This window comes from Paenibacillus sp. FSL P4-0081, from assembly GCF_000758565.1.
Classification (GTDB): Bacteria; Bacillota; Bacilli; order Paenibacillales; family Paenibacillaceae; genus Paenibacillus_AQ; species Paenibacillus_AQ phytohabitans.
In genome coordinates this window covers 7,757,468-7,777,970 of record NZ_CP009280.1, presented here as the reverse complement: position 1 = coordinate 7,777,970, position 20,503 = coordinate 7,757,468, and the positions used below count along the sequence as shown (strand labels likewise).

The window sequence follows — 20,503 nt, the reverse complement described above, 5'->3', positions numbered from 1 at the left end:
ATACTAGCGTATCGCTTGCCCGGCTATTTATTTGCGGTGAAGTTAATTCGCCTGCGTGTTGCCGCAAGTCGCGTTTAGCCGCAGGAGCAGTTCAGGACCGGCTTCCGCGCGGCCTGGGTCTCATCCAGACGGCTGATCTCCGTGGTATGCGGAGCATTAATAACGACCTCAGGTGTCTCCTGCGCTTCCTTAACGATCTGAATCATCGTCTCAATGAAGCCGTCCAGCGTTTCCTTGCTTTCGGTTTCAGTCGGCTCGATCATCATACATTCCTCTACGGTCAGCGGGAAGTACACAGTCGGCGGATGGTAGCCGAAGTCCAGCAGCCGTTTGGCAACATCCAGGGTACGTACGCCGTACTGCTTGAGGTTTCTGCCGGACATGACGAATTCATGCTTGCAGACACCCGGGAATGGAATTTCGAAATAAGGTGCCAGACGGTGCATCATGTAATTGGCATTCAGCACAGCGTTCTCGGACACCTCGCGCAGTCCGTCCGGGCCGTAGGTGCGGATATAGGCGTAAGCGCGGACCAGAATACCGAAGTTGCCATAAAAGGCTTTGACGCGGCCAATAGATTGCGGCCCGCCGGAGTCAAGCGAGAAGCTGCCGTCTTCGTTCTGCGCAACCGACGGCTGGGGCAGGAACGGAATCAGCTTCGCCTTCACGCCGACCGGTCCGGCTCCCGGACCGCCGCCGCCGTGCGGCGTACTCATCGTCTTGTGCAGGTTGAGATGGACCACATCGAAGCCCATATCGCCCGGGCGGGTGATGCCCATGATGGCGTTGGAATTCGCTCCGTCATAATAGAGCAATCCGCCGGCTTCATGGACAATCGCGGCGATCTCGACGATCTGCGTCTCGAACAGTCCGAGAGTACTCGGGTTCGTGAGCATCAGCGCGGCGGTGTCGCTGCCGACCGCGGCCTTCAGCGCTTCGAGGTCGACCATTCCCTTATCATTGGAAGGGATGGTGACGGTGTCGAGTCCGGCGGCTGCGGCGCTGGCCGGGTTGGTACCGTGCGAGGAATCCGGCACGATGACCTTGGAGCGGACCTCGCCGCGGCTCTCATGGTAGGCGCGGATCATCATCAGGCCGGTCCATTCGCCATGGGCACCGGCGGCAGGCTGCAGGGAGACGGCATCCATGCCGGTCAGTCCGGCGAGATCCTTTTGCAGCGTATACATCAGCTCAAGTGCACCCTGGATACTCTCTTCCGGCTGGTACGGATGGATCTTGGCAAGGCCGGGGAAGCGGGCCACATCCTCATTGATCTTCGGATTATATTTCATCGTACAGGAGCCGAGCGGATAGAAGCCGTTATCGACCCCGAAGTTACGCCGGGACAGGGCAGTATAGTGGCGGATAACATCCACTTCGGAGACTTCCGGCAGCACTACCGGCTCGCTGCGGAGCAAGCCCTCAGGAATCAGTGAGCTGATGCTCTCTTCCTGCGGCACATCACATAGCGGCAATGAGTACGCCGAGCGGCCGGGACGGCTTAATTCAAAAATCAGGGTTTGTTCCGGTTTCATATACAGCCCTCCAGTGCAGTGGCGAATTCGTCAATTTCGGTTTTGCTTCTTTTTTCGGTCACGGCAACAAGCATATGTCCGGCCAGCTCGGGATACTCGCGGCCCAGATCGTAGCCGCCCAGATAACCTGCCTTCAGCAGCCTGGAGTTCACTTCAGTGACGCTGCTGCCTTCCGGGAGCTTCAGGACAAATTCATTGAAGAACGGGGCGGTGAAGACGTGCTCCGCTCCGGTAATTTCAGCCAGCCTTCCGGCGGCGTAATGGCTCTTGCGGATATTAAGCTCACCAACCTCACGCATGCCCTCCTTGCCCATCACGGACAAGTAGACGGATGCGCATAACGCCAGCAGCGCCTGGTTGGAGCAGATATTCGACGTCGCTTTCTCGCGGCGGATATGCTGCTCACGCGCCTGCAGGGTCAAGACGAAGCCGCGCTTGCCGTTACGGTCAACGGTCTGGCCGACGATCCGGCCCGGCATGCGGCGCATCAGCGGTTCGGCAACCGCGAAGAATCCGCAGGTTGGTCCTCCGAGCGATGCAGCGATACCCAGCGGCTGTGCATCGCCGACTACGATGTCGGCGCCCAGCTTGCCGGGCGTTTCCAGCACGCCGAGTGCAATGGGATTCGCGCTGACCACGAGCAATCCCTTGACGGCGTGGATCAACGGCTCAATCTGGCGCAGATCCTCGATGCCGCCGAAGAAGTTGGGCGACTGGACCAGAACGGCGGCAGTATCGGCATCAATGGCCTCAGCCAGCTTGGCAAGATCGGTAACCCCGTCCTTATAATCGATTTCCACGATTTGCAGGCCCCAGGCATTGGCCGAAGTACGCAGCACCTGGCGGGCTTCCGGATGAACCGTACGGGAGACAATCAGCTTTTTGCGTTTCGTGGCGCCTGTGGCCAGCACGGCTGCTTCGGAGAAGGCCGTTGCGCCGTCATACATACTGGCATTGGCGACCTTCATACCGGTCAGCTCACAGATATAGGACTGGAATTCGAAGATTGCCTGAAGCTCGCCCTGGCTGATTTCCGGCTGATAAGGGGTATAGGCAGTATAGAATTCCGAACGGGAAATAATATGGTTAATGACAACAGGAATGTGGTGGTCATAGAGGCCGGCGCCAAGGAAGCTGGCATGGGTATCAAAGTCGGCATTCTTGTCAGCCAGACCCTTCATATGGCGCAGCAGCGCATATTCGTCCAGCGGGCCGGACATCGGCATCGTTCCCTGGTAGCGGACAGATTGAGGGATATCAGCGAATAGCTCATCGATGGACTGAATCCCGACAGTCTCCATCATTTCTGCGCGGTCTTGCTCCGTCATAGGCAGATAGCGGTGCTTCATTACGGCTTCACTCCTTGGCTCTTTTTGTAGAACGGGGCTTTGATCACGGCAGCCTTCAGTTGCTTGCCGCGGATCTCCACATACACCTCTGTGCCGATCTCAGTATAGGCAGCATCCAGCAGGGCAAGTCCGAGATTCCGCTTCAGCGTTGGGGATTGGGTACCGGTTGTGACTTCACCGATCTTCACACCGTCGGCATATACAGGATAATGGGAGCGGGGAATCCCGCGGTCGATCATTTCAAGCCCCACAAGGCGGCGCGGGAGACCGGCTTCCTTCTGCTTCAGCAAGGCATCACGGCCGATGAAATCCGCTTTGTCCAGCTTCACGAAGAACTGGACACCCGCTTCGAGCGGCGTAATATCCGCCGAGAGCTCCTGGCCGTACAGCGGCAGCTTGGCTTCGAAGCGGAGCGTGTCGCGTGCGCCCAGTCCGGCAGGGGTCAGGCCATGCGGCGCGCCTGCGGCCAGCAGACCATTCCAGAGTGCAGCCGCTGTGTGGACCGGGGCGTACAGCTCAAAGCCGTCCTCCCCGGTATAGCCGGTGCGGGAGAGCAGTACAGATACGCCGCAGACCTCGGCGTGTTCGATGAAGTGGAAGGGCTTCAGCTCTGCGAGCGGGGCAGAGGTAACTTCGGCCAGAATCGTCTCAGCCAGCGGACCCTGCAGAGCGAGCAGCAGCGTCTCATCAGAGACGTTCTTCAGGCTGACACCGCTGAATTCAGCGGTGAGATGTTCCTGCAGCCACTGGAAGTCCTTGTCGATATTGGAGGCGTTCACGACGAGCATATAGCGCTCATGGCCCAGGCGGTAGACGAGCAGATCATCTACTACGCCGCCGCTCGGATAGAGCATCAGGGTATACTGCGCCGCGCCGTCTGCAAGGCGGCTGACGTCATTTGTGGTCAACTGCTGCAGGAAGGCTTCAGCGCCGCTGCCGTCAACCATGAATTCACCCATATGCGATACATCGAACAGTCCGGCCTGCTGGCGGACCGCTTCATGTTCCTTAACGATGCCAGTAAACTGCACCGGCAGCTCCCAGCCGCCGAAATCAATGCATCTGGACTCCGCATAAGCGGCATAGAGATCATAAAAAGGCGTTCTTCTCAAAGACTCCATCGTGTCACCCCTTAGTCTGTTTACATGCAAAAAAGGACAGGCGAAAGTCCATCAATGCACATCAAACATGCATCAATAGACGTTCGCTCTGTCCTTTGTACCTGAGAGTTACCCTGCTATTATGCCCGCAGGTTTCCCCGTTGGTGATCCGTTTCCTGTTGTCCAGGCTGTGGATGCTCTCCAGAGATGCGTCCGGCAAAGGTCCTTTTGCCTGAGAGATTCACCCATCCCGGGCTTACTCCTTCGGCGCTGCCCCTGAGGGTCAGTCTCTCCCTATGCCATCATTCGCAAACCATATGTTTTTCTACTGACTCCATTAAACCGGGTTTACAAGCACGCTGTCAATCAAAAAACGTCAAAAAGATGACAAATTTAATTTTCCTGTCAGTTATATTGACATTAGGCAAGGTCATAACTTAGGCTATAACTAAATTTAGAACTCCAAATGTGGAAAAGAGGCGGCTTGGAAATGAGTGAAGTGTTGGACAACCTGCTATACAGCGAAGAGCATGAATGGGCACAGCAGGGTGAAGGACGCGTAGTACGTGTGGGAATTACGGATCATGCGCAGCATTTATTGGGCGACATCGTGTTTGTTGAGTTTCCGGAAGTCGGCGCAGCCATTTCCGCGGGCGACAGCGTAGGCAGTATCGAGTCTGTTAAGACGGTGTCGGAGCTGTACTCGCCGGTATCCGGCAAGGTAACCAAGATCAACGACGCACTCGAATCCAGTCCGGAGCTGATCAATGATCAGCCATACGGCGGCGGTTGGATTTTTGAGCTGGAGCTTGACGGTGAGTTTGCCGAGGCAGGTTCCGGCCTACTGGATGCGGCTGCTTATAAGGAATTGGTTGGGGAATAGTTTCAACCGTTTATGTACCCGGATTATTAGAATAGATGACTGAACTGGATTTACGGACAGATGAACACGGCAGGCTTCTCTTATTACATTAGATGTCACTAATGTGAGAGGTCTGTCTTTTTGCGTTTCTGTATCACTCCGGAAAGCTGAGCAGCCCCGGATAAATGCGGGGAGCCAAGTGCCAAAGGGCGGGGAGCAGAGCCAGACCCGCAACGGCAAAGATAAGGCACAGCAATAGGAACCGGTATCTTTTTCTGGGACGGGTATTGGGTTTGAGCACGAAGTAATACACACCGGCCGAATAAAACGGGAAAAGCACCACGGCAGACATGCCCATACAGACCAGAAAGGTGGATTCCCCGGCGGAGGAAGGGATCATGGCTTCCGGGTTATAGACCGGATTGATCTGCAGAAAGAGGATCACAAATGTCAGATAAGCGAAGAGTAAAAGAAGAGGGAAACAGCGGATGCGTCCATCCTCGGACAAACCGTACAGCATCCACCAGACCCCGAGCCAGGGCAGGGCAAAGGCTGCGCCGGCAATAAGGAAGTCAATGCCTATATACATCAGTTTATCGGGAGGATACACATGGGCCAGGTCCCCCCAGAAGTAATCGGAGGAGAAGAACATCATAAATACAGATAATAAACCAATGAAAAAGGTAATTATTCCCTGGGCAAAAACAATCATGATCAGCGAAACCAGCTGCCGCAGAAAATAGAGAAAACGGGTGGCGTCCGGTGTCGTTCCGTTTGTAGTCTGCATAGCGTTCAATCTCCTTATACTAGCAAATGGTTGCCGTGCCTTCTCATCTGCAGATCTCTGAGCTGATTCGCTTGCAGATACGTGTTATTCTTCCTCTTGAAGCTGCCGCAGGACAATAAGTTCGACCCGGCGGTTCTTCTGCCGTCCTTCAACGGTAGTGTTATCGTAAGCAGGTCTGGTATCCGCGTAACCGGCATATTGGAAAGTATCGGGGCTAAGCCCCTCGTTATCCAGGAAGAAGCGCAGCACAGAGAGTGCGCGGGCGCCGGATAGCTCCCAGTTATCCGTGTAATCTGAAGCGGCGGTTACCGGGACATTGTCGGTATGGCCTTCGATGCTGATCGTGGCACCGATTCCGCGGAACAGGCCGGAGAGCTGGCGCAGTGCCGGGAAGGCAGGTGATTTCAGCTCGGCTTTGCCGGCATCGAACAGGAACCGGTCGCTAAGCGTGATGGCAATGCCCTGCGGTTTATCCGCTACAAAGATCTGCTCCCCAAGGTTGTTATCTTCCACGTATTTGGTGATTACACCCATGAGCGCGGCCAGTTTGGCCTCCTGCTCACGAAAAGCGAGCTCACGCGCCGAAGGCTGGTGTTCGGCAGTCTCCCCGTTTTGCCCGGAGGTATCCGTGCCCGTCCCGGTTCCGTTCGAACCATTCTCCTTCACATTGCCCCCGGAAGAAAGACCGCCACCGGTGCTTCCGCCTGCTTCCTGTTCATTCGAGACTGCGGCTCCCGTGTTCCCCTGATTACCATCCAGCACTCCATTTCCGCCTTCAAGCACAGGACTGCCGCTCTTAAAGGTATCAGATAATGAACCGGTAACGATCGCGTATTTTTGCGTATCCAGACTGCTCATGGCGTACAGGATGATGAAAAAAATGAGCAGAAGCGTAATCAGATCCGCATAGGTAATCATCCAGCGGTCCCGGTTCTCCTTACCTCTACTACGTCCCTGGCGGCGGTTTCTTTGTCTCATAGCGGGTCTCCCGGGTTATTATTGCTGCTGCGTCTAGGTGAGGCATCGGGAATAAAGGCGGTCAGTTTTTTGCGGACCAGATGCGGATGATCCCCATTCTGCAGGGACAGGATACCGACAAGCAGCATCTCCATGCTGCCCAGTTCGCTTTGGCTGCGGGATTTGATTTTGGAGGCGATGGGTAAAAATATAAGATTAGCACTGGCTACGCCATAGAGCGTTGCTGTAAAAGCTACAGCGATCGAGGCCCCCAGATTAGAGGGATCCGTCAGATTGCTCAGTACCCGTATTAATCCCATTACGGTGCCGATGATGCCCATAGTCGGAGCATAGCCGCCGGCGGCTTCGAAGATTTTGGCATAGCCTTCATACTTCAGTTCCTTGGCGTCCATCTCCAGTTCAAGAATTTGCCGGACCTGATCAGGATCGGTGCCGTCGACAATAAGAAACAGCCCTTCGCGGGTAAAGGTATCCGGATGCTCCTCCGCTCTCTTCTCCAGCGCAAGCACACCCCCGCGCCGAGTGATTGCAGCCATGGAGATCAGCTCTTCGGCCTTCTCCTGGGTGGTGTCGGGATGTCTGCCGAATGCCAGGCGCAGAGCCGCCGGGACGCTGCGTAATCTGGAGGCCGGAAAACTGATGAGTACAGCGGCAAGGGTGCCGCCGAATACGATCAGCGCGGCGTTCAGCTGCAGCAGGCCGGATAAGCTTCCGCCTTCCCAGAGAAAGCCGCCGATCATTGCGGCAATGCCTGCCAGCAGGCCGATAATTGAAGTGATATCCATAAGTTCAAGCTCCTTAAATTTCTATATATTATGGTTTGCATCAATCTGGGCAACGCTGTATAATAAACGGGAACGTGTATTCCTATCTTCCATATTTTTCAGTACGGTATGGATAGGCAACTATTAGGGCTACAATTATAATATATTCATATATTTTAGACGATAGAGGGGAGACGGGCAAATGAGTGATATTGTCGTCAGTACAAAGACATTTGAACTGGAGTCCGAGTATACACCCCAGGGCGATCAGCCTCATGCCATAGAAGAATTATTGGACGGCATCCGGCAGGGCAAGAAGCACCAGACGCTGCTGGGAGCGACAGGTACAGGCAAGACCTTTACCATCGCACAAGTGATTTCCAAACTGAACCGCCCGACGCTGGTCATTGCGCACAACAAGACGCTTGCGGCGCAGCTGGCGAGTGAGTTCAAAGAATTTTTCCCGAACAATTCCGTTGACTACTTCGTCAGTTACTACGATTACTACCAGCCTGAGGCGTACATTCCTTCCTCCGATACCTTCATAGAGAAAGATTCCAGCATAAATGAAGAAATTGACAAGCTCCGGCACTCCGCCACCAGTTCGCTGTTCGAACGGCGTGACGTTATTATTGTTGCGAGTGTGTCCTGTATTTATGGCCTCGGTTCGCCGCAGGAATACGGAAGTATGCTGTTGACACTGCGGGTAGGGATGGAGAAGCCGCGCAATCAGATTCTGAGCAGGCTCGTGGAGATCCAGTACCAGCGCAATGACATTAACTTCGTACGCGGGACGTTCCGGGTACGCGGCGATGTGGTCGAGATCTTCCCGGCTTCACAGGGGGAGCATGCGATCCGTGTGGAGCTGTTCGGAGATGAGATAGAGCGCATTACCGAGATTGATGTTCTCACAGGAGAGCTGATTGGTGAGCGCGATCATATAGCGATCTTCCCGGCTTCGCACTTTGTCACCCAGGAAGAAACGATGCGTGTAGCTATTATCAACATTGAGCGGGAGCTTGAGGAACGGCTGGCCGTGCTTCGTGATGCGGGCAAGCTGCTGGAAGCCCAGCGGCTGGAGCAGCGGACGCGGTACGATATTGAGATGATGAAGGAAGTGGGCTTCTGCTCCGGTATCGAGAACTATTCCGGCCCGCTTACCTTCCGTGAGCCGGGAGCGACTCCATATACCTTAATGGATTACTTCCCGGATGATATGCTGATTGTTATTGATGAGTCCCATGCAACGCTGCCGCAGATCCGGGCTATGTATAATGGTGACCGTGCGCGTAAGACAGTATTGGTGGAGCATGGCTTCCGCCTCCCGTCCGCGCTGGATAACCGGCCGCTGCAGTTCGAGGAATTCGAAGAGAAAGTGAACCAGATTGTATATGTGTCTGCTACACCGGGACCATACGAAATGGAGCACTGCGATACTATGGTGCAGCAGATTATCCGTCCTACCGGCCTGCTGGACCCGATCATCGAAGTACGCCCTACAGAGGGACAGATCGATGATCTGATCAGCGAAATCCGTGACCGTGTAGAGCGTGATGAGCGTGTACTCGTTACAACACTTACGAAGAAGATGTCCGAGGATCTGACCGATTACTTCAAGGAAATCGGGATTAAGGTGCGGTATATGCACTCCGATATCAAGACGTTGGAGCGGATGGCCATCCTGCGTGATCTCCGGCTCGGTACGTTCCATGTACTGGTGGGTATTAACTTATTAAGAGAAGGTCTTGACCTGCCGGAGGTCTCCCTTGTCGCCATCCTAGATGCTGACAAGGAAGGCTTCCTCCGCTCCGAGCGTTCACTCATTCAGACCATCGGCCGGGCGGCCCGTAACTCTGATGGACGTGTCATTCTGTACGGCGACCGCATTACGGATTCCATGGAGAAGGCGATGAGCGAAACCCAGCGCCGCCGTGAAATTCAGATTGCCCATAATGAGAAGCACGGCATCACGCCAACGACAATCAATAAGAAAGTGCGTGACATCATCGAGGCCACCAAGGTGGCCGAGTCCAAGGCCGATTATCTCACCGGCGCCGGCGGCAAGCTGAACAAGAAAGAGAAGCAGAGCCTGATGCAGCGTCTGGAGGCCGAGATGAAGGACGCGGCCAAGAACCTGCAATTCGAACGCGCCGCAGAGCTGCGCGATGCGTTGCTTGAACTGCGGGCCGAGTAAGCTGGCCCCGCCAGCACTTACACTTAATGATCACGGAACGGCGCTTCACTGGCCGTTCTTTTTGAAGATAGATTGCCCTTCGCGCATCCCGCAGGGACAGCTGCAGTTACGCCCTTAGCGCATTCCGTAGGAACAATCGTAGTTTGCGCATCCCGTAGGGCCAACTTGTAGTTAAGCCCTTAGCGCATTCCGTAGGAACAGCCGCAGTTCGCGCATCCCGTAGGGACAGCTTGTAGTTAAGCACTTAGCGCATTCCGTAGGAACAGCCGCAGTTCGCGCGTATCCCGTAGGGACAGCTTGTAGTTAAGCACTTAGCGCATTCCGTAGGAACAGCCGCAGTTCGCGCATCCCGTAGGGACAGCTTGTAGTTAAGCACTTAGCGCATTCCGTAGGAACAGCCGCAGTTCGCGCGTATCCCGTAGGGACAGCTTGTGGTCAAGCTCTTAGCGCATTCCGTAGGAACAGCCGCAGTTCGCGCGTATCCCGTAGGGACAGCTTGTAGTTAAGCTCTTAGCGCATTCCGTAGGAACAGCCGCAGTTCGCGCATCCCGTAGGGACAGCGGTTGTCGGCCCGCTGTAGCATGCAGCGAGCCGTATCCTGCGCCTATAGTATAGCGGTCCCGTAGGGACTAGCGCTCCCATTGCCCCAGTAGCCAATTCCATCCCAGTCCTAACTCTTTCCGCCGAGCTTGCGGGTGTCCAGAGGGTGCAACCCTTGGGGCCCTCCCTTGGAAGGGAGGGTTTGGGAGGGATCGAAAATATTTTGCTAAATGTTTTTCCATTTTAATAGGTTTTTATAAAGGAGAGGTACCGTTGGCGAACGAAAGTATAATAATCAAGGGCGCAAGGGCCCATAATCTCAAGAACATCGACGTAACGATTCCGCGTGACCGCTTCGTCGTGCTGACGGGACTGAGCGGCTCGGGTAAATCATCTTTGGCATTCGACACGATTTATGCCGAGGGCCAGCGCCGTTACGTTGAATCGCTGTCTGCCTATGCCCGCCAGTTCCTGGGTCAGATGGAGAAGCCGGATGTGGATTCCATTGACGGGCTATCCCCGGCCATATCGATTGACCAGAAAACTACAAGCCGTAACCCGCGTTCGACCGTAGGTACGGTTACAGAGATTTATGACTATCTGCGGCTGCTGTTTGCCCGGGTTGGGCATCCCCATTGTCCGGATCATGGCATAGAGATTACATCACAGACTGTGGAACAGATGGTTGACCGGATTATGCAATACCCGGAGAAGACCCGCCTGCAGATTCTGGCACCTGTGATTTCCGGCCGTAAGGGTGAACATAAAGGCTTGTTCACCGATATCTCCAAGCAAGGTTTCGTTCGTGTGCGTGTTGACGGTGAGCTTCGCGAAGTTACGGAAGATATTGTGCTGGAGAAGAATAAGAAGCATACGATTGAAGTTGTTGTCGACCGGATTGTCATTAAGGACGATATTGAGACCCGTCTTACCGATTCATTGGAGACTGCACTGAAGCTGTCGGGCGGTCAGATTCTGGTCGATGTGATGGGCCAGGAAGAGCTTTTATTCAGCGCAAGCTTTGCCTGCCCAATCTGCGGGTTCAGTATAGAAGAGCTTGCTCCGCGTATGTTCTCGTTCAACAGCCCGTTTGGTGCCTGCACGGAATGTGACGGGCTTGGTGTGAAGATGGTAGTCGATCCGGATCTGCTGATCCCGGATGCGGAGAAGTCCATCGAAGAAGGTGCATTCTTAGCCTGGACAGGCAGTACGTCGAACTACTATCCGCAGTTCCTGAAGTCGGTATGTGAGCATTTCAAAATTCCGCAGAATGTTCCTGTCAGCAGCCTGTCACCGGAGCATATGACCAAGCTGCTGCACGGAACGGGCAGTGAGAAGATCCGCTTCCGTTATGAGAACGACTTTGGCCAGCGCAAGGATGCACTTGTTGCTTTTGAAGGAATCATCCCGAATCTGGAGCGCCGTTACCGCGACACTGCCTCTGAAGGCATCCGTGAGTTTATCGAAGGCTTCATGAGCGCCAAGCCATGCCATGTCTGCAAAGGCAAAAGACTGAAGAAAGAGATTCTGGCCGTGACGATTAATCAGCAGAATGTTGCCGATGTTACGGATCTTTCGATTGGAGATTGTCTGGACTTCTTCGAGAATCTCAAGCTCAGTGAGAAAGAAACGGCCATCGCTAACCTGATTCTTAAGGAAATCAGCAGCCGCTTAGGATTCCTCGTAAATGTAGGGTTGAACTATCTGACGCTTAGCCGTGCAGCGGGCTCGTTATCCGGCGGTGAAGCGCAGCGGATCAGGCTGGCTACACAGATTGGCTCCAGTCTGATGGGTGTCCTGTATATTCTGGATGAGCCGAGCATCGGGCTTCATCAGCGGGATAATGACCGGCTGATTGCTACGCTGGCTCATATGCGCGATCTGGGCAATACTCTGATCGTCGTTGAGCATGATGAGGATACCATGATGGCTGCCGACTATATTATTGACATTGGCCCCGGTGCCGGAATACATGGCGGACAGGTAATTGCTCAAGGTACACCTCAGGAGATTATGGACGATCCGAACTCCCTGACAGGTGAATACTTAAGCGGACGCAAATTCATCCCTGTCACCTCGACGCGCCGGCCTACCGATAATGAGCGCTGGATAGAGATTCGCGGGGCTAAAGAGAATAATCTGAAGAATGTAAATGTGAAGATTCCGCTTGGTGTCTTTACAGCGGTCACCGGAGTATCCGGTTCCGGCAAATCTTCACTTATTAACGAAATTCTCTATAAGAGCCTGGCACGCCAGCTTAACAAGGCTGTCAAGGTCCGTCCCGGTGTGCATAAAGAAATCCGCGGTCTGGAGAATCTGGATAAAGTAATTGAGATTGACCAGTCACCGATCGGGCGTACACCACGTTCCAATCCGGCCACGTATACAGGTGTGTTCGATGATATCCGCGATTTGTTCTCCAAGACCAATGAGGCTAAGGTACGCGGCTTCCAGAAGGGGCGCTTCAGCTTCAATGTGAAGGGCGGCCGCTGTGAGGCTTGCCGGGGAGACGGGATTATCAAGATTGAGATGCACTTCCTGCCGGATGTGTATGTGCCTTGTGAAGTCTGCAAGGGCAAACGGTATAACCGCGAAACGCTGGAAGTGAAATATAAAGGCAAGAGTATCTCCGATGTATTGGAGATGACCGTCGAGGATGCAACGGAATTCTTCAAGAATATCCCGCGTATCCACCGCAAAATGCAGACGCTGCTTGATGTGGGTCTGGGCTATATCAACATCGGCCAGCCGGGGACAACCTTGTCCGGTGGTGAAGCGCAGCGCGTGAAGCTGGCTTCCGAGCTGTACCGCCGCAGTACCGGCAAGACGCTGTACATTCTGGATGAGCCGACGACCGGCCTGCATGTAGATGACATTGGCCGTCTGCTTGAGGTGCTGCACCGTCTGGTGGATTCCGGTGAATCGGTCCTGGTCATTGAGCATAACCTCGATGTAATCAAGACTGCTGACTATATTATTGATATGGGTCCGGAAGGCGGCAGCGGCGGAGGAACGGTGCTTGCGACCGGAACACCGGAGAAGCTGATTACTGTCGAGGAATCCTACACAGGCCGGTATCTGAAGCCGGTCCTCATCCGCGACACCGAACGTACTCAGGCGCTTGAACTTCAGACCTCTGATACGGTGTAACCGGAGGAAGCTGCAAACTTAAATAGCCCATGGTCCACTGCGAGGTGGGGCATGGGCTGTTTTTTTACTACAACTCACTCCGGATACCAAAGATCACTTTGAAGTGATTGCGCGCTTTGGTGGCTTTCTTGAAGCCGTCCTGTGAATCCAGAATCCATACCGTTCTTCTGATCCAGACTCTTATATACAGGGAACGGCATTTAACAGGCCCGATAATTCCCCGTGCTTCGGTCTCTGTACCATCAGGCTTCTCGGTCTCAGTTCGTACCAGCCATCTGTTTCCTATTCCGAATTCGATGTATTTCAAGCCGGCGGGCACCTCCAGTTCTGCATGACTGATCATAACATCGTCGTCAGGAGTTTTACAGTGAGGGTTGTGGCAGGCGATTTCATGTGCGCAGACAAAAATTAAACGGGCGGCAGAGAAGCAGAACTGGCATAACTAAAGCATGTCCGCAGTAAGATTCAAAGAGAGGGTTTTGCGTTGAATGATTAGCAGAGGCTGTTTGCGGTTGCAATAGGAGTCAGCTCCTTGAAAATCACATATCACAACAAATGGTCAATGATAAATATCTCTGTATTTTAGCTGATTTCCGGCTTCGGAAATATTTTTTATGACAAATACATAATTTTTAGACAATTTCTATTGCGTCACTGAAATGGTAGCGATAACATAGAAGGTGATATGGATTAGATGAACTTGCTTGACAACACTTTCAGGGAGGGATTGCCATGCTGCTTGCAGAAGCTGCCGCGCAAGAACCGTCTACATTTCATACCTTCGATGTATTTATGATTCTATTCACGATCCTGATATTTATCGGTGTGGTCCGGCTATTGAAAGCTCCGCAGAAGAACAAATTTGCAATCGGCTTCGGAGTGGTGAGCCTGCTGGTTTTTGCAGTCTCTGACTATGCAATGATTATGAATTGGTTCAGCTAAGTTCAGGCACAACTAACTTCAGAAGCAAGGTCTTTCAAAGACACCTTTATCCGCCACCCGGCGAGCCTAAAGGCGTCTTTTTTTAAAATGATGAAGGAATCAGCTGTACAGGAGAAAGGGGGAAGGCGATGAACGCGGGAAAGAATGCAGTTGCCCGGAGTGGCATTGTGCTGTTGTGCGGGTTGATATTGTCGGGATTCACAGGTAGTCCGCTGTCTGCACTTGGCACAGTGTACGGAGGGACAGGCCCTGTAATGGCTGGACAAATAGGCGGACTCAAGCCCGTTAACAAGGAGCAAGCGGCTAAACCTGCAGTGGATCCGGTACCACAAATTATCCGCGCGGTGTCGGCATCGGTCGTGGGCATTATCGGCAAAGCCAGTGGTGAATCTGGAGGTCCGGATGACCGCTACAATCTGACACACGGGTCCGGAATTATCGTCAAAGCAGACGGGTGGATTATTACCAATGCCCACGTCATGGAGGGGCTGCAGAATGCAGTAGTGGTTACCTCAGATGGCAAGAGCTATAACATTACGGATACATATATGGATGAGGTGAGTGACCTCGCTCTGATCAAGATTACAGCCAAATCCCTGAAGCCGGCAAAGTTCGCCGCTAGCCCGGCAGGGTTACAGGTTGGAGAGAAAGTCATAGCGATCGGCACACCTATTTCGTTCTCCCTCAGAAATTCGGCTACCGTAGGAGTGATTAGCGGCCTCAACCGTTCGGTGGATGCGGCTTACCGGCTGATTCAGAGCGACACGGCGATTAACCCCGGCAACAGCGGAGGGCCGCTGGTCAGCATGAAAGGTGAGGTGCTTGGGGTCAACAGCTTGAAATTTGCGGCAGTAGGCGTGGAAAATATGGGCTTCTCCATTCCGGCAGATACGGTGCAGTATATTATGAATCAGCTGCTCAAATACGGTGAAGTCCGCCGTCCGAGTCTCGGAGTTGAGCTGGAGGAGAGCTGGCCCGTCATTGTCGGGCTGCCTACCCAGGAGCCTTTAACGGTTACGAAGGTGGTCACTGCAGAAGCACGGAAGGCGGGGATTGCCGAGGGAGATGCACTGTATGCGATAGACGGCCACCGGGTCGCGTCCCTTGTGGACATTAACGAATGGTTCAAGCAATACAAGCCGGGAGCAGTGGTCAAGCTGCTCATGCAAAGTGACGGCGATATCGTCGCCAGAAGCCTTGTTCTGGGGCAAGGTGATCCATTGGTGAATACGGAAGAGACGGAGGTGGATGGCGATGAACAGGCGGAAGAGTAGAAGACTTGCAGAAGCAGGAACGCGGCGATTGGGGAGGGAATCTATACCCCGCGGACTGTCTGTCATGCTGGTAGTGCTATTGTTGCTTGCTGTATTTCCGGGCATGAATGCCTATGCGGCAGAAACTCCGATTCTAAAGCTAAGCCTCAAAGTAGGCAGCGCATCTGCAAAGGTTAACGGGGAACCGATAGTGATTCAGAAGCCTTTTACGGAGAGCGGGGCGGTCATGGTGCCGCTGGGGATTTTCAAAAAAGCATTCGGCAGCACAGTCTCTCTTGAAGGTAACGATGTAGTGAAGGTGATGTACGGTCCGCATACCGGAGCGATGACGATAGGCAGTACCTCTGCCTGGAAGGATGGCGTCAAAATTAAGCTTGCTGCGCCGCCGCGTATGGTTTCCGGTGTGCTGATGGTGCCCCTGCGGTTCGTGACCGGAGTGCTCGGTGCACGGATTACTGCGGCAGATGGCGGGGGATTGCTGGTTACACTTACTCCTTCGGAGAAGGAGGCGGCAGCAGAACCGGAGAGCGGCATCGACAGTGATGTCGGCAAAACCCGGATCGGCAACAGTTATTTTGAATGGAGTATGAATTATCCGTCCGGACTTGTTGTGGGTGACAGCGGGGGGAATGAGAATGTAGCGACTTTTATGAGTGCAGAGAATAATTATTATCTGGAGGTCCATGCTTCACCGCAGGAGGTACCGCTTGATCCGGAAGGGCTGCTGGAGAATCTGGTGCGGTCATCGGAGGAGGGCGGAGAGACTGTACTGGACCGGGAGGTCGTACCTGAAGCCAAGGTTCCTTACGCCCGGATAGTCAGCAAGGATTCCAGTGGAGCGCTGTGGGAGGGCAGGCAATATTATGCCAGCGGCAGGCTGTATGAAATTTATCTGACGGACGATAACGCGGTGAACTATAAGGATCTGGATCAGTATGCCGTGCTGCTGGACTCCTTCCAACCTTCCTATAATTCTTCTGACAAAAGCATCCGTGATCTCTCCACAGTCACAAACGGCCTGCGCGAAGGATATAACGAAGACTACGGAATCTCACTGCTGGTGCCGGCAGACTGGAGTGTGGATGACCAGCATTTATATTATGAGAGCAAACAGGGAAGCTATCTGCGTGTAAAAGTGAGCTCTGCCCCTGCGGGATCAACGCTCGAGAGCTGGAGCCGGGAACTGGAGTCGCAGCTGCGTGACACCTACGTGGCCGAAGTTTATACGCTGAAGAACGGCATCGCAGGCAAAGTCTCCGGTGAGCCGGTATTGATCCATGAAATCGGACTCAATCCAGGCAACAGCTGGAGTACGGAATATCAGATTCTGCTGCTGAAGAACGGCTACCGCTATTATTTTGAATACCGGACAGCGCCAGGACAGGATGGCGACAAGGCGCGGTTCACAGATGTGCTTAACTCCATCGATATTGATTTTGCGCAGATCAAGGAGAACTTTGGCCGTCTGGAAACCGATGATTACGCGCTGCTCAGCACAAAGTCGATCCCTAAGAGCTCCAAAGCTTACGGCTACAGTATTGATATTCCGCGCCTGTGGACGCCATATCAGGATCTTTTTGAGAGCCAGACCGTGGAATACCGCTTCACCGGCGGACGGTTCCAGATTTATGCCAGTCCGGATGTTACCATGGAATATGCCGTCAGCCAGCTGCAGAGCTATTATCAGAACACCAAAAAAGACCCGAAAGGGCCGCAGGTGAAATGTGTGGAGGAAACCACCTTTGCGGGAGTGCCCGCCACCATCCTCACAGTAGAACAGACCAAGAGCAGCATCCCTGTGAGCACGCGAAACATTATCTTCAGCAAGAATGAAGTGGTGTTTACGATCACCGTCACACTGAACGATGCCAATGCGACGGCCAGCCAGCTGGCGGTGTTGGAGAGGGTGCTGGGGTCGTTTGGGTGGGGGGAATCCTCATAGTTTAATGTTAGCGTAAAATTAGCTATGACTAAGAACGTCTCAGTTGCCGGCAGGCAGTGGGGCGTTTTTTTTCTGTAAGGGAAAGAGCTCGAGGAAGGTATATGAATCATGGATAAGATATGATTTACTACAGCCGGACGGTATTCCGTACACTGGTGATTTGCGATGTAAAAGACAAAAAATTGCAGCATGATGTTTCTGTCCTCCTATTATTCATATAATTCTTGCCATTTTGATGGCGCAGAGGTGTGATATTTGATACAATTAATAAGTTAAAAAGCTGTAAATGACCCGCCGAACAGGCGGTTTAGGAGGATATAAATGAAAGAGCAACAAATACGCAGAGAAGACGTAGAACTGCTGGCTCCGGCGGGAGACTGGGACTGCATGCGTGCAGCAGTGGCGAACGGGGCGGATGCTGTCTTTTTTGGCGTAGAGAAATTCAATGCACGGGCCAGAGCCAACAATTTCCGTATGGACGAGCTGCCGGAGATTATGGCCTTTCTGCACAGCTATGGAGTGAAGGGGTTTCTGACCTTTAATATACTGGTGTTTGAGAATGAGCTGCCGGATGCCAAAGAACTGATTGATGCCTGCGTGGATGCCGGTGTGGATGCGGTTATAGTACAGGACTTGGGTCTGGTCCAGATGATTCGTGAGATCTCTCCGGATTTCCCGATTCACGGTTCTACGCAAATGACGATTACTTCACCGGAAGCGGTGGAGTTCACGAAGCCTTGGGGGCTGGAACGTGTAGTCCTTGGCCGTGAAAATAATCTGAAGCAGATCCGCACGATTGGCGAACAAGCCCGCCTGCCGATGGAAGTCTTCGTGCATGGTGCACTATGTGTATCCTATTCCGGACAATGTCTGACTTCCGAAATGTGGGGCGGACGCTCTGCGAACCGCGGAGAATGTGCCCAGGCCTGCCGCCTGCCGTATGACCTGGTGGTAGACGGAGAAGTGAAGCCGATGGGTGATGTAACCTACCTGCTGTCCCCGAAAGATCTTGCCGCTATTGATCTGATGCCCGAACTGATTGAAGCTGGAGTGACCTCTTTCAAAATTGAAGGCCGGCTCAAGACTCCCGAATACGTTGCGAATGTGGTTAGTAAATACCGCAAAGCGATTGATAAGTATTTTGACGGTAACTGGACACCGACCTCGAAGGAGGACATGCGTGAGCTGCAGCAGAGCTTCTCGCGCGGCTTCACTCATGGTTTCCTGGACGGTACTAACAATAAGAAATTAGTTGATGGCACCTTCCCGAAAAGCCGGGGTGTGTTCATGGGAACCGTCGAACAGATTCTGCGCGACGGTGTAGTCTGCCGTATTCATGCTCCGCTTAAGCGCGGAGACGGAATCGTGTTCGATGCCGGAGATCCGACCAAGAAGGAGGAGGGCGGCCGCGTCTACGATCTGCGCCGCAAAGGCGTCAAGCTGGAGGGCGAAGCCGGTGAAGGCTGGATTATCGACATCGTACCCGGCCGTAATGACGTGGATCTGCGCCGTCTGCATGTTGGCGACCGCATCTGGAAGACGAATGATCCGGCGCTCGACAAGGCGCTGCGCCAGTCGTATGAGACTGAGAAGCCTTACCGGGTCTTCCCGGTTCACGTGAGAGTGCAAGGCTGCGCGGGGGAGAAGCTGACGACCTGGTGGACGGACATTCAGAAGAAGGTAACCGTCCGTGTGGATTCGGAGCTCGCGCTGGAGACAGCGCAGAAGCGTCCGATGGATACCGCGCTGCTGGAAGAACAATTTGGCCGCCTGGGCGGAACCGTATTCCAGCTTGAAGCGCTGGAGTCGCATCTGCAAGGCGACGTGATTGTGCCTATGCGCGAGCTGAACAGCATCCGCCGCCAGGCGGTGGACCTGCTTGCAGGCGAGCGCCCGAAGCCTCCCGTGTATGTGAAACGGGAGGTAGAGGTCTACGGCGGCGCTTCCCGCAGGGGCGCCGCAGAGGCGCGCGGTGAAGCAGAGCTCACCGCGCTGTGCCGCAGCCTGCCGCAGGTGCAGGCTGCGCTCGAAGCCGGCGTGACGAGCATTTACGCCGATTTCGAGTTCATCAAGCAGTTCCCGGCGGCAGTAGACGCTGTGCGGGCTGCAGGGGCCAGCATCACGCTGGCCACACCGCGCATCCATATGCCGAACGAGAACGGCTACCATGCCAACATCCTGCGGCTGCAGCCGGATGCTGTGCTGGTGCGCAATACCGGCGCGCTGTATTATTACCTGCGCCACCGGATGGAGCATCCGGATGCTGTGCATCCCCGGCTAATCGGCGATTTCTCGCTGAATATCGCCAACCACAGAGCGGTTGATCTGTTCCTGAATGCCGGCCTTGATGTGGTGACACCGTCGTATGACCTGAACATCCAGCAGATGGTTGATCTGCTCGGACACAGCGACACCTCGCGGATGGAGGTTGTTATTCACCAGCATCTGCCAATGTTCCACACTGAGCACTGCGTATACTGCACCTTCATGAGTGAAGGTACTGACTACACTAACTGTGGCCGTCCTTGCGAGGAGCAGCGTGCTTCGCTGCAGGACCGGATCGGCATGTCCCATCCTGTCCGTGTAGACGAAGGCTGCCGCAACACCGTCTATAACGCCGTTGAACAGTCAGGTGCAGAATACCTGAATCACTTCCGTGAGCTTGGCGTATCTTCTTTCCGCGTAGAGTTCCTGGAGGAAACACCGGAGCAGGTAGCTGAGGTTATCAGCCTGTACAGCCGCGCACTGCGCGGAGAAATCTCCGGAACGCAGGTTTGGAAAAGCCTGAAGGCCACCAACCAGCTTGGGGTTACACGCGGGCAGTTGGTTAATGCGAAGTAAGGATTGAAAACTGTATACAAGGCCAGTCTTACCGAAGTATTAATGGATAATCTTCGGAACAGGCTGGCCTCTTTTTTTAGACTTTCATTTGAAAGTGCCTCTTCTATCATAAACAGCATTACATATACATTCTAAGCATCATAATCGATCTGCCCAATATAGCCCATAACTGCTATAATTGAATCAAATATGCCATTTTTCCATAAGGAATTAGTGATAAAACATGAAGCCAGAAGGAGCTATGT

Annotated in this window: 14 protein-coding genes and 2 riboswitches; of the genes, 7 read left to right on the top strand and 7 right to left on the bottom strand. The window is 53.7% G+C overall.

The window, feature by feature from the left end; genetic code table 11:
* Nucleotides 1-74: 74 nt before the first annotated feature.
* The 3 genes from gcvPB to gcvT are packed head-to-tail and all read right to left on the bottom strand — an operon-like array spanning nucleotide 75 to nucleotide 4,005.
* The gene (gene gcvPB, locus P40081_RS33190) at nucleotides 75-1,535 is read right to left on the bottom strand and encodes an aminomethyl-transferring glycine dehydrogenase subunit GcvPB (RefSeq protein WP_042140183.1); all 1,461 of its coding nucleotides are present in this window, start codon (nucleotides 1,533-1,535) and stop codon (nucleotides 75-77) included.
* On the bottom strand, nucleotides 1,532-2,884 hold the full coding sequence (gene gcvPA / locus P40081_RS33185; protein ID WP_042140182.1) for an aminomethyl-transferring glycine dehydrogenase subunit GcvPA: 1,353 nt from the start codon (nucleotides 2,882-2,884) through the stop codon (nucleotides 1,532-1,534). Before gcvPA ends, gcvPB begins: the two co-directional genes overlap by 4 nt.
* Nucleotides 2,884-4,005 (bottom strand): glycine cleavage system aminomethyltransferase GcvT, encoded by a 1,122-nt coding sequence (gene gcvT, locus P40081_RS33180; protein WP_042140181.1) that lies wholly within the window; start codon nucleotides 4,003-4,005, stop codon nucleotides 2,884-2,886. Before gcvT ends, gcvPA begins: the two co-directional genes overlap by 1 nt.
* A gap of 86 nt (nucleotides 4,006-4,091) precedes the next feature.
* Nucleotides 4,092-4,191, bottom strand: a riboswitch (glycine riboswitch).
* A gap of 3 nt (nucleotides 4,192-4,194) precedes the next feature.
* Nucleotides 4,195-4,290, bottom strand: a riboswitch (glycine riboswitch).
* A 184-nt stretch (nucleotides 4,291-4,474) separates the two neighbouring features.
* Between gcvT and gcvH the strand changes: the two genes are divergently transcribed.
* On the top strand, nucleotides 4,475-4,867 hold the full coding sequence (gene gcvH / locus P40081_RS33175; protein WP_042140180.1) for a glycine cleavage system protein GcvH: 393 nt from the start codon (nucleotides 4,475-4,477) through the stop codon (nucleotides 4,865-4,867).
* Between the two features lie 133 nt (nucleotides 4,868-5,000).
* On the opposite strand, the gene P40081_RS33170 is transcribed toward gcvH, so the two are convergent.
* From P40081_RS33170 to P40081_RS33160, 3 genes are all read right to left on the bottom strand, one after another.
* The gene (locus tag P40081_RS33170; protein WP_042140179.1) at nucleotides 5,001-5,633 is read right to left on the bottom strand and encodes a hypothetical protein; all 633 of its coding nucleotides are present in this window, start codon (nucleotides 5,631-5,633) and stop codon (nucleotides 5,001-5,003) included.
* 84 nt (nucleotides 5,634-5,717) lie between these two features.
* Nucleotides 5,718-6,611, bottom strand: a complete 894-nt coding sequence (locus P40081_RS33165) for an OmpA/MotB family protein (protein ID WP_042140178.1) — start codon at nucleotides 6,609-6,611, stop codon at nucleotides 5,718-5,720.
* Nucleotides 6,608-7,396 carry a flagellar motor protein gene (locus P40081_RS33160; RefSeq protein ID WP_042140177.1) on the bottom strand — a complete coding sequence of 263 codons (789 nt, stop codon included), beginning with the start codon at nucleotides 7,394-7,396 and terminating at the stop codon, nucleotides 6,608-6,610. Before P40081_RS33160 ends, P40081_RS33165 begins: the two co-directional genes overlap by 4 nt.
* A 181-nt stretch (nucleotides 7,397-7,577) precedes the next feature.
* On the opposite strand from P40081_RS33160, the gene uvrB reads away from it, so the two are divergent.
* Nucleotides 7,578-9,569: an excinuclease ABC subunit UvrB gene (uvrB, locus tag P40081_RS33155; protein WP_042140176.1), complete on the top strand. Its 1,992-nt coding sequence runs from the start codon at nucleotides 7,578-7,580 to the stop codon at nucleotides 9,567-9,569.
* An 813-nt stretch (nucleotides 9,570-10,382) separates the two neighbouring features.
* Entirely contained in the window at nucleotides 10,383-13,259 is a 2,877-nt protein-coding gene (gene uvrA / locus P40081_RS33150; protein WP_039307097.1) for an excinuclease ABC subunit UvrA, read from the top strand.
* A gap of 67 nt (nucleotides 13,260-13,326) precedes the next feature.
* Here uvrA and P40081_RS33145 read toward each other — a convergent pair whose 3' ends face one another.
* Nucleotides 13,327-13,566, bottom strand: coding sequence for a DUF3977 family protein (locus P40081_RS33145; protein WP_042140175.1), 240 nt, complete (start codon nucleotides 13,564-13,566; stop codon nucleotides 13,327-13,329).
* A gap of 425 nt (nucleotides 13,567-13,991) precedes the next feature.
* On the opposite strand from P40081_RS33145, the gene P40081_RS33140 reads away from it, so the two are divergent.
* The 4 genes from P40081_RS33140 (at nucleotide 13,992) to P40081_RS33125 (ending at nucleotide 20,258) form a co-directional block, all read left to right on the top strand.
* Complete coding sequence (locus P40081_RS33140; RefSeq protein ID WP_042140174.1) at nucleotides 13,992-14,201, top strand: DUF2759 family protein; 210 nt, start codon at nucleotides 13,992-13,994, stop codon at nucleotides 14,199-14,201.
* A gap of 128 nt (nucleotides 14,202-14,329) precedes the next feature.
* Nucleotides 14,330-15,475, top strand: coding sequence for a S1C family serine protease (locus tag P40081_RS33135; RefSeq protein WP_081970302.1), 1,146 nt, complete (start codon nucleotides 14,330-14,332; stop codon nucleotides 15,473-15,475).
* Nucleotides 15,456-17,417 carry a stalk domain-containing protein gene (locus P40081_RS33130; protein ID WP_197074310.1) on the top strand — a complete coding sequence of 654 codons (1,962 nt, stop codon included), beginning with the start codon at nucleotides 15,456-15,458 and terminating at the stop codon, nucleotides 17,415-17,417. The genes P40081_RS33135 and P40081_RS33130 overlap by 20 nt, the downstream gene beginning before the upstream one ends.
* A 321-nt stretch (nucleotides 17,418-17,738) precedes the next feature.
* Nucleotides 17,739-20,258: a U32 family peptidase gene (locus P40081_RS33125; RefSeq protein ID WP_042140172.1), complete on the top strand. Its 2,520-nt coding sequence runs from the start codon at nucleotides 17,739-17,741 to the stop codon at nucleotides 20,256-20,258.
* The last annotated feature ends 245 nt before the right edge of the window (nucleotides 20,259-20,503 follow it).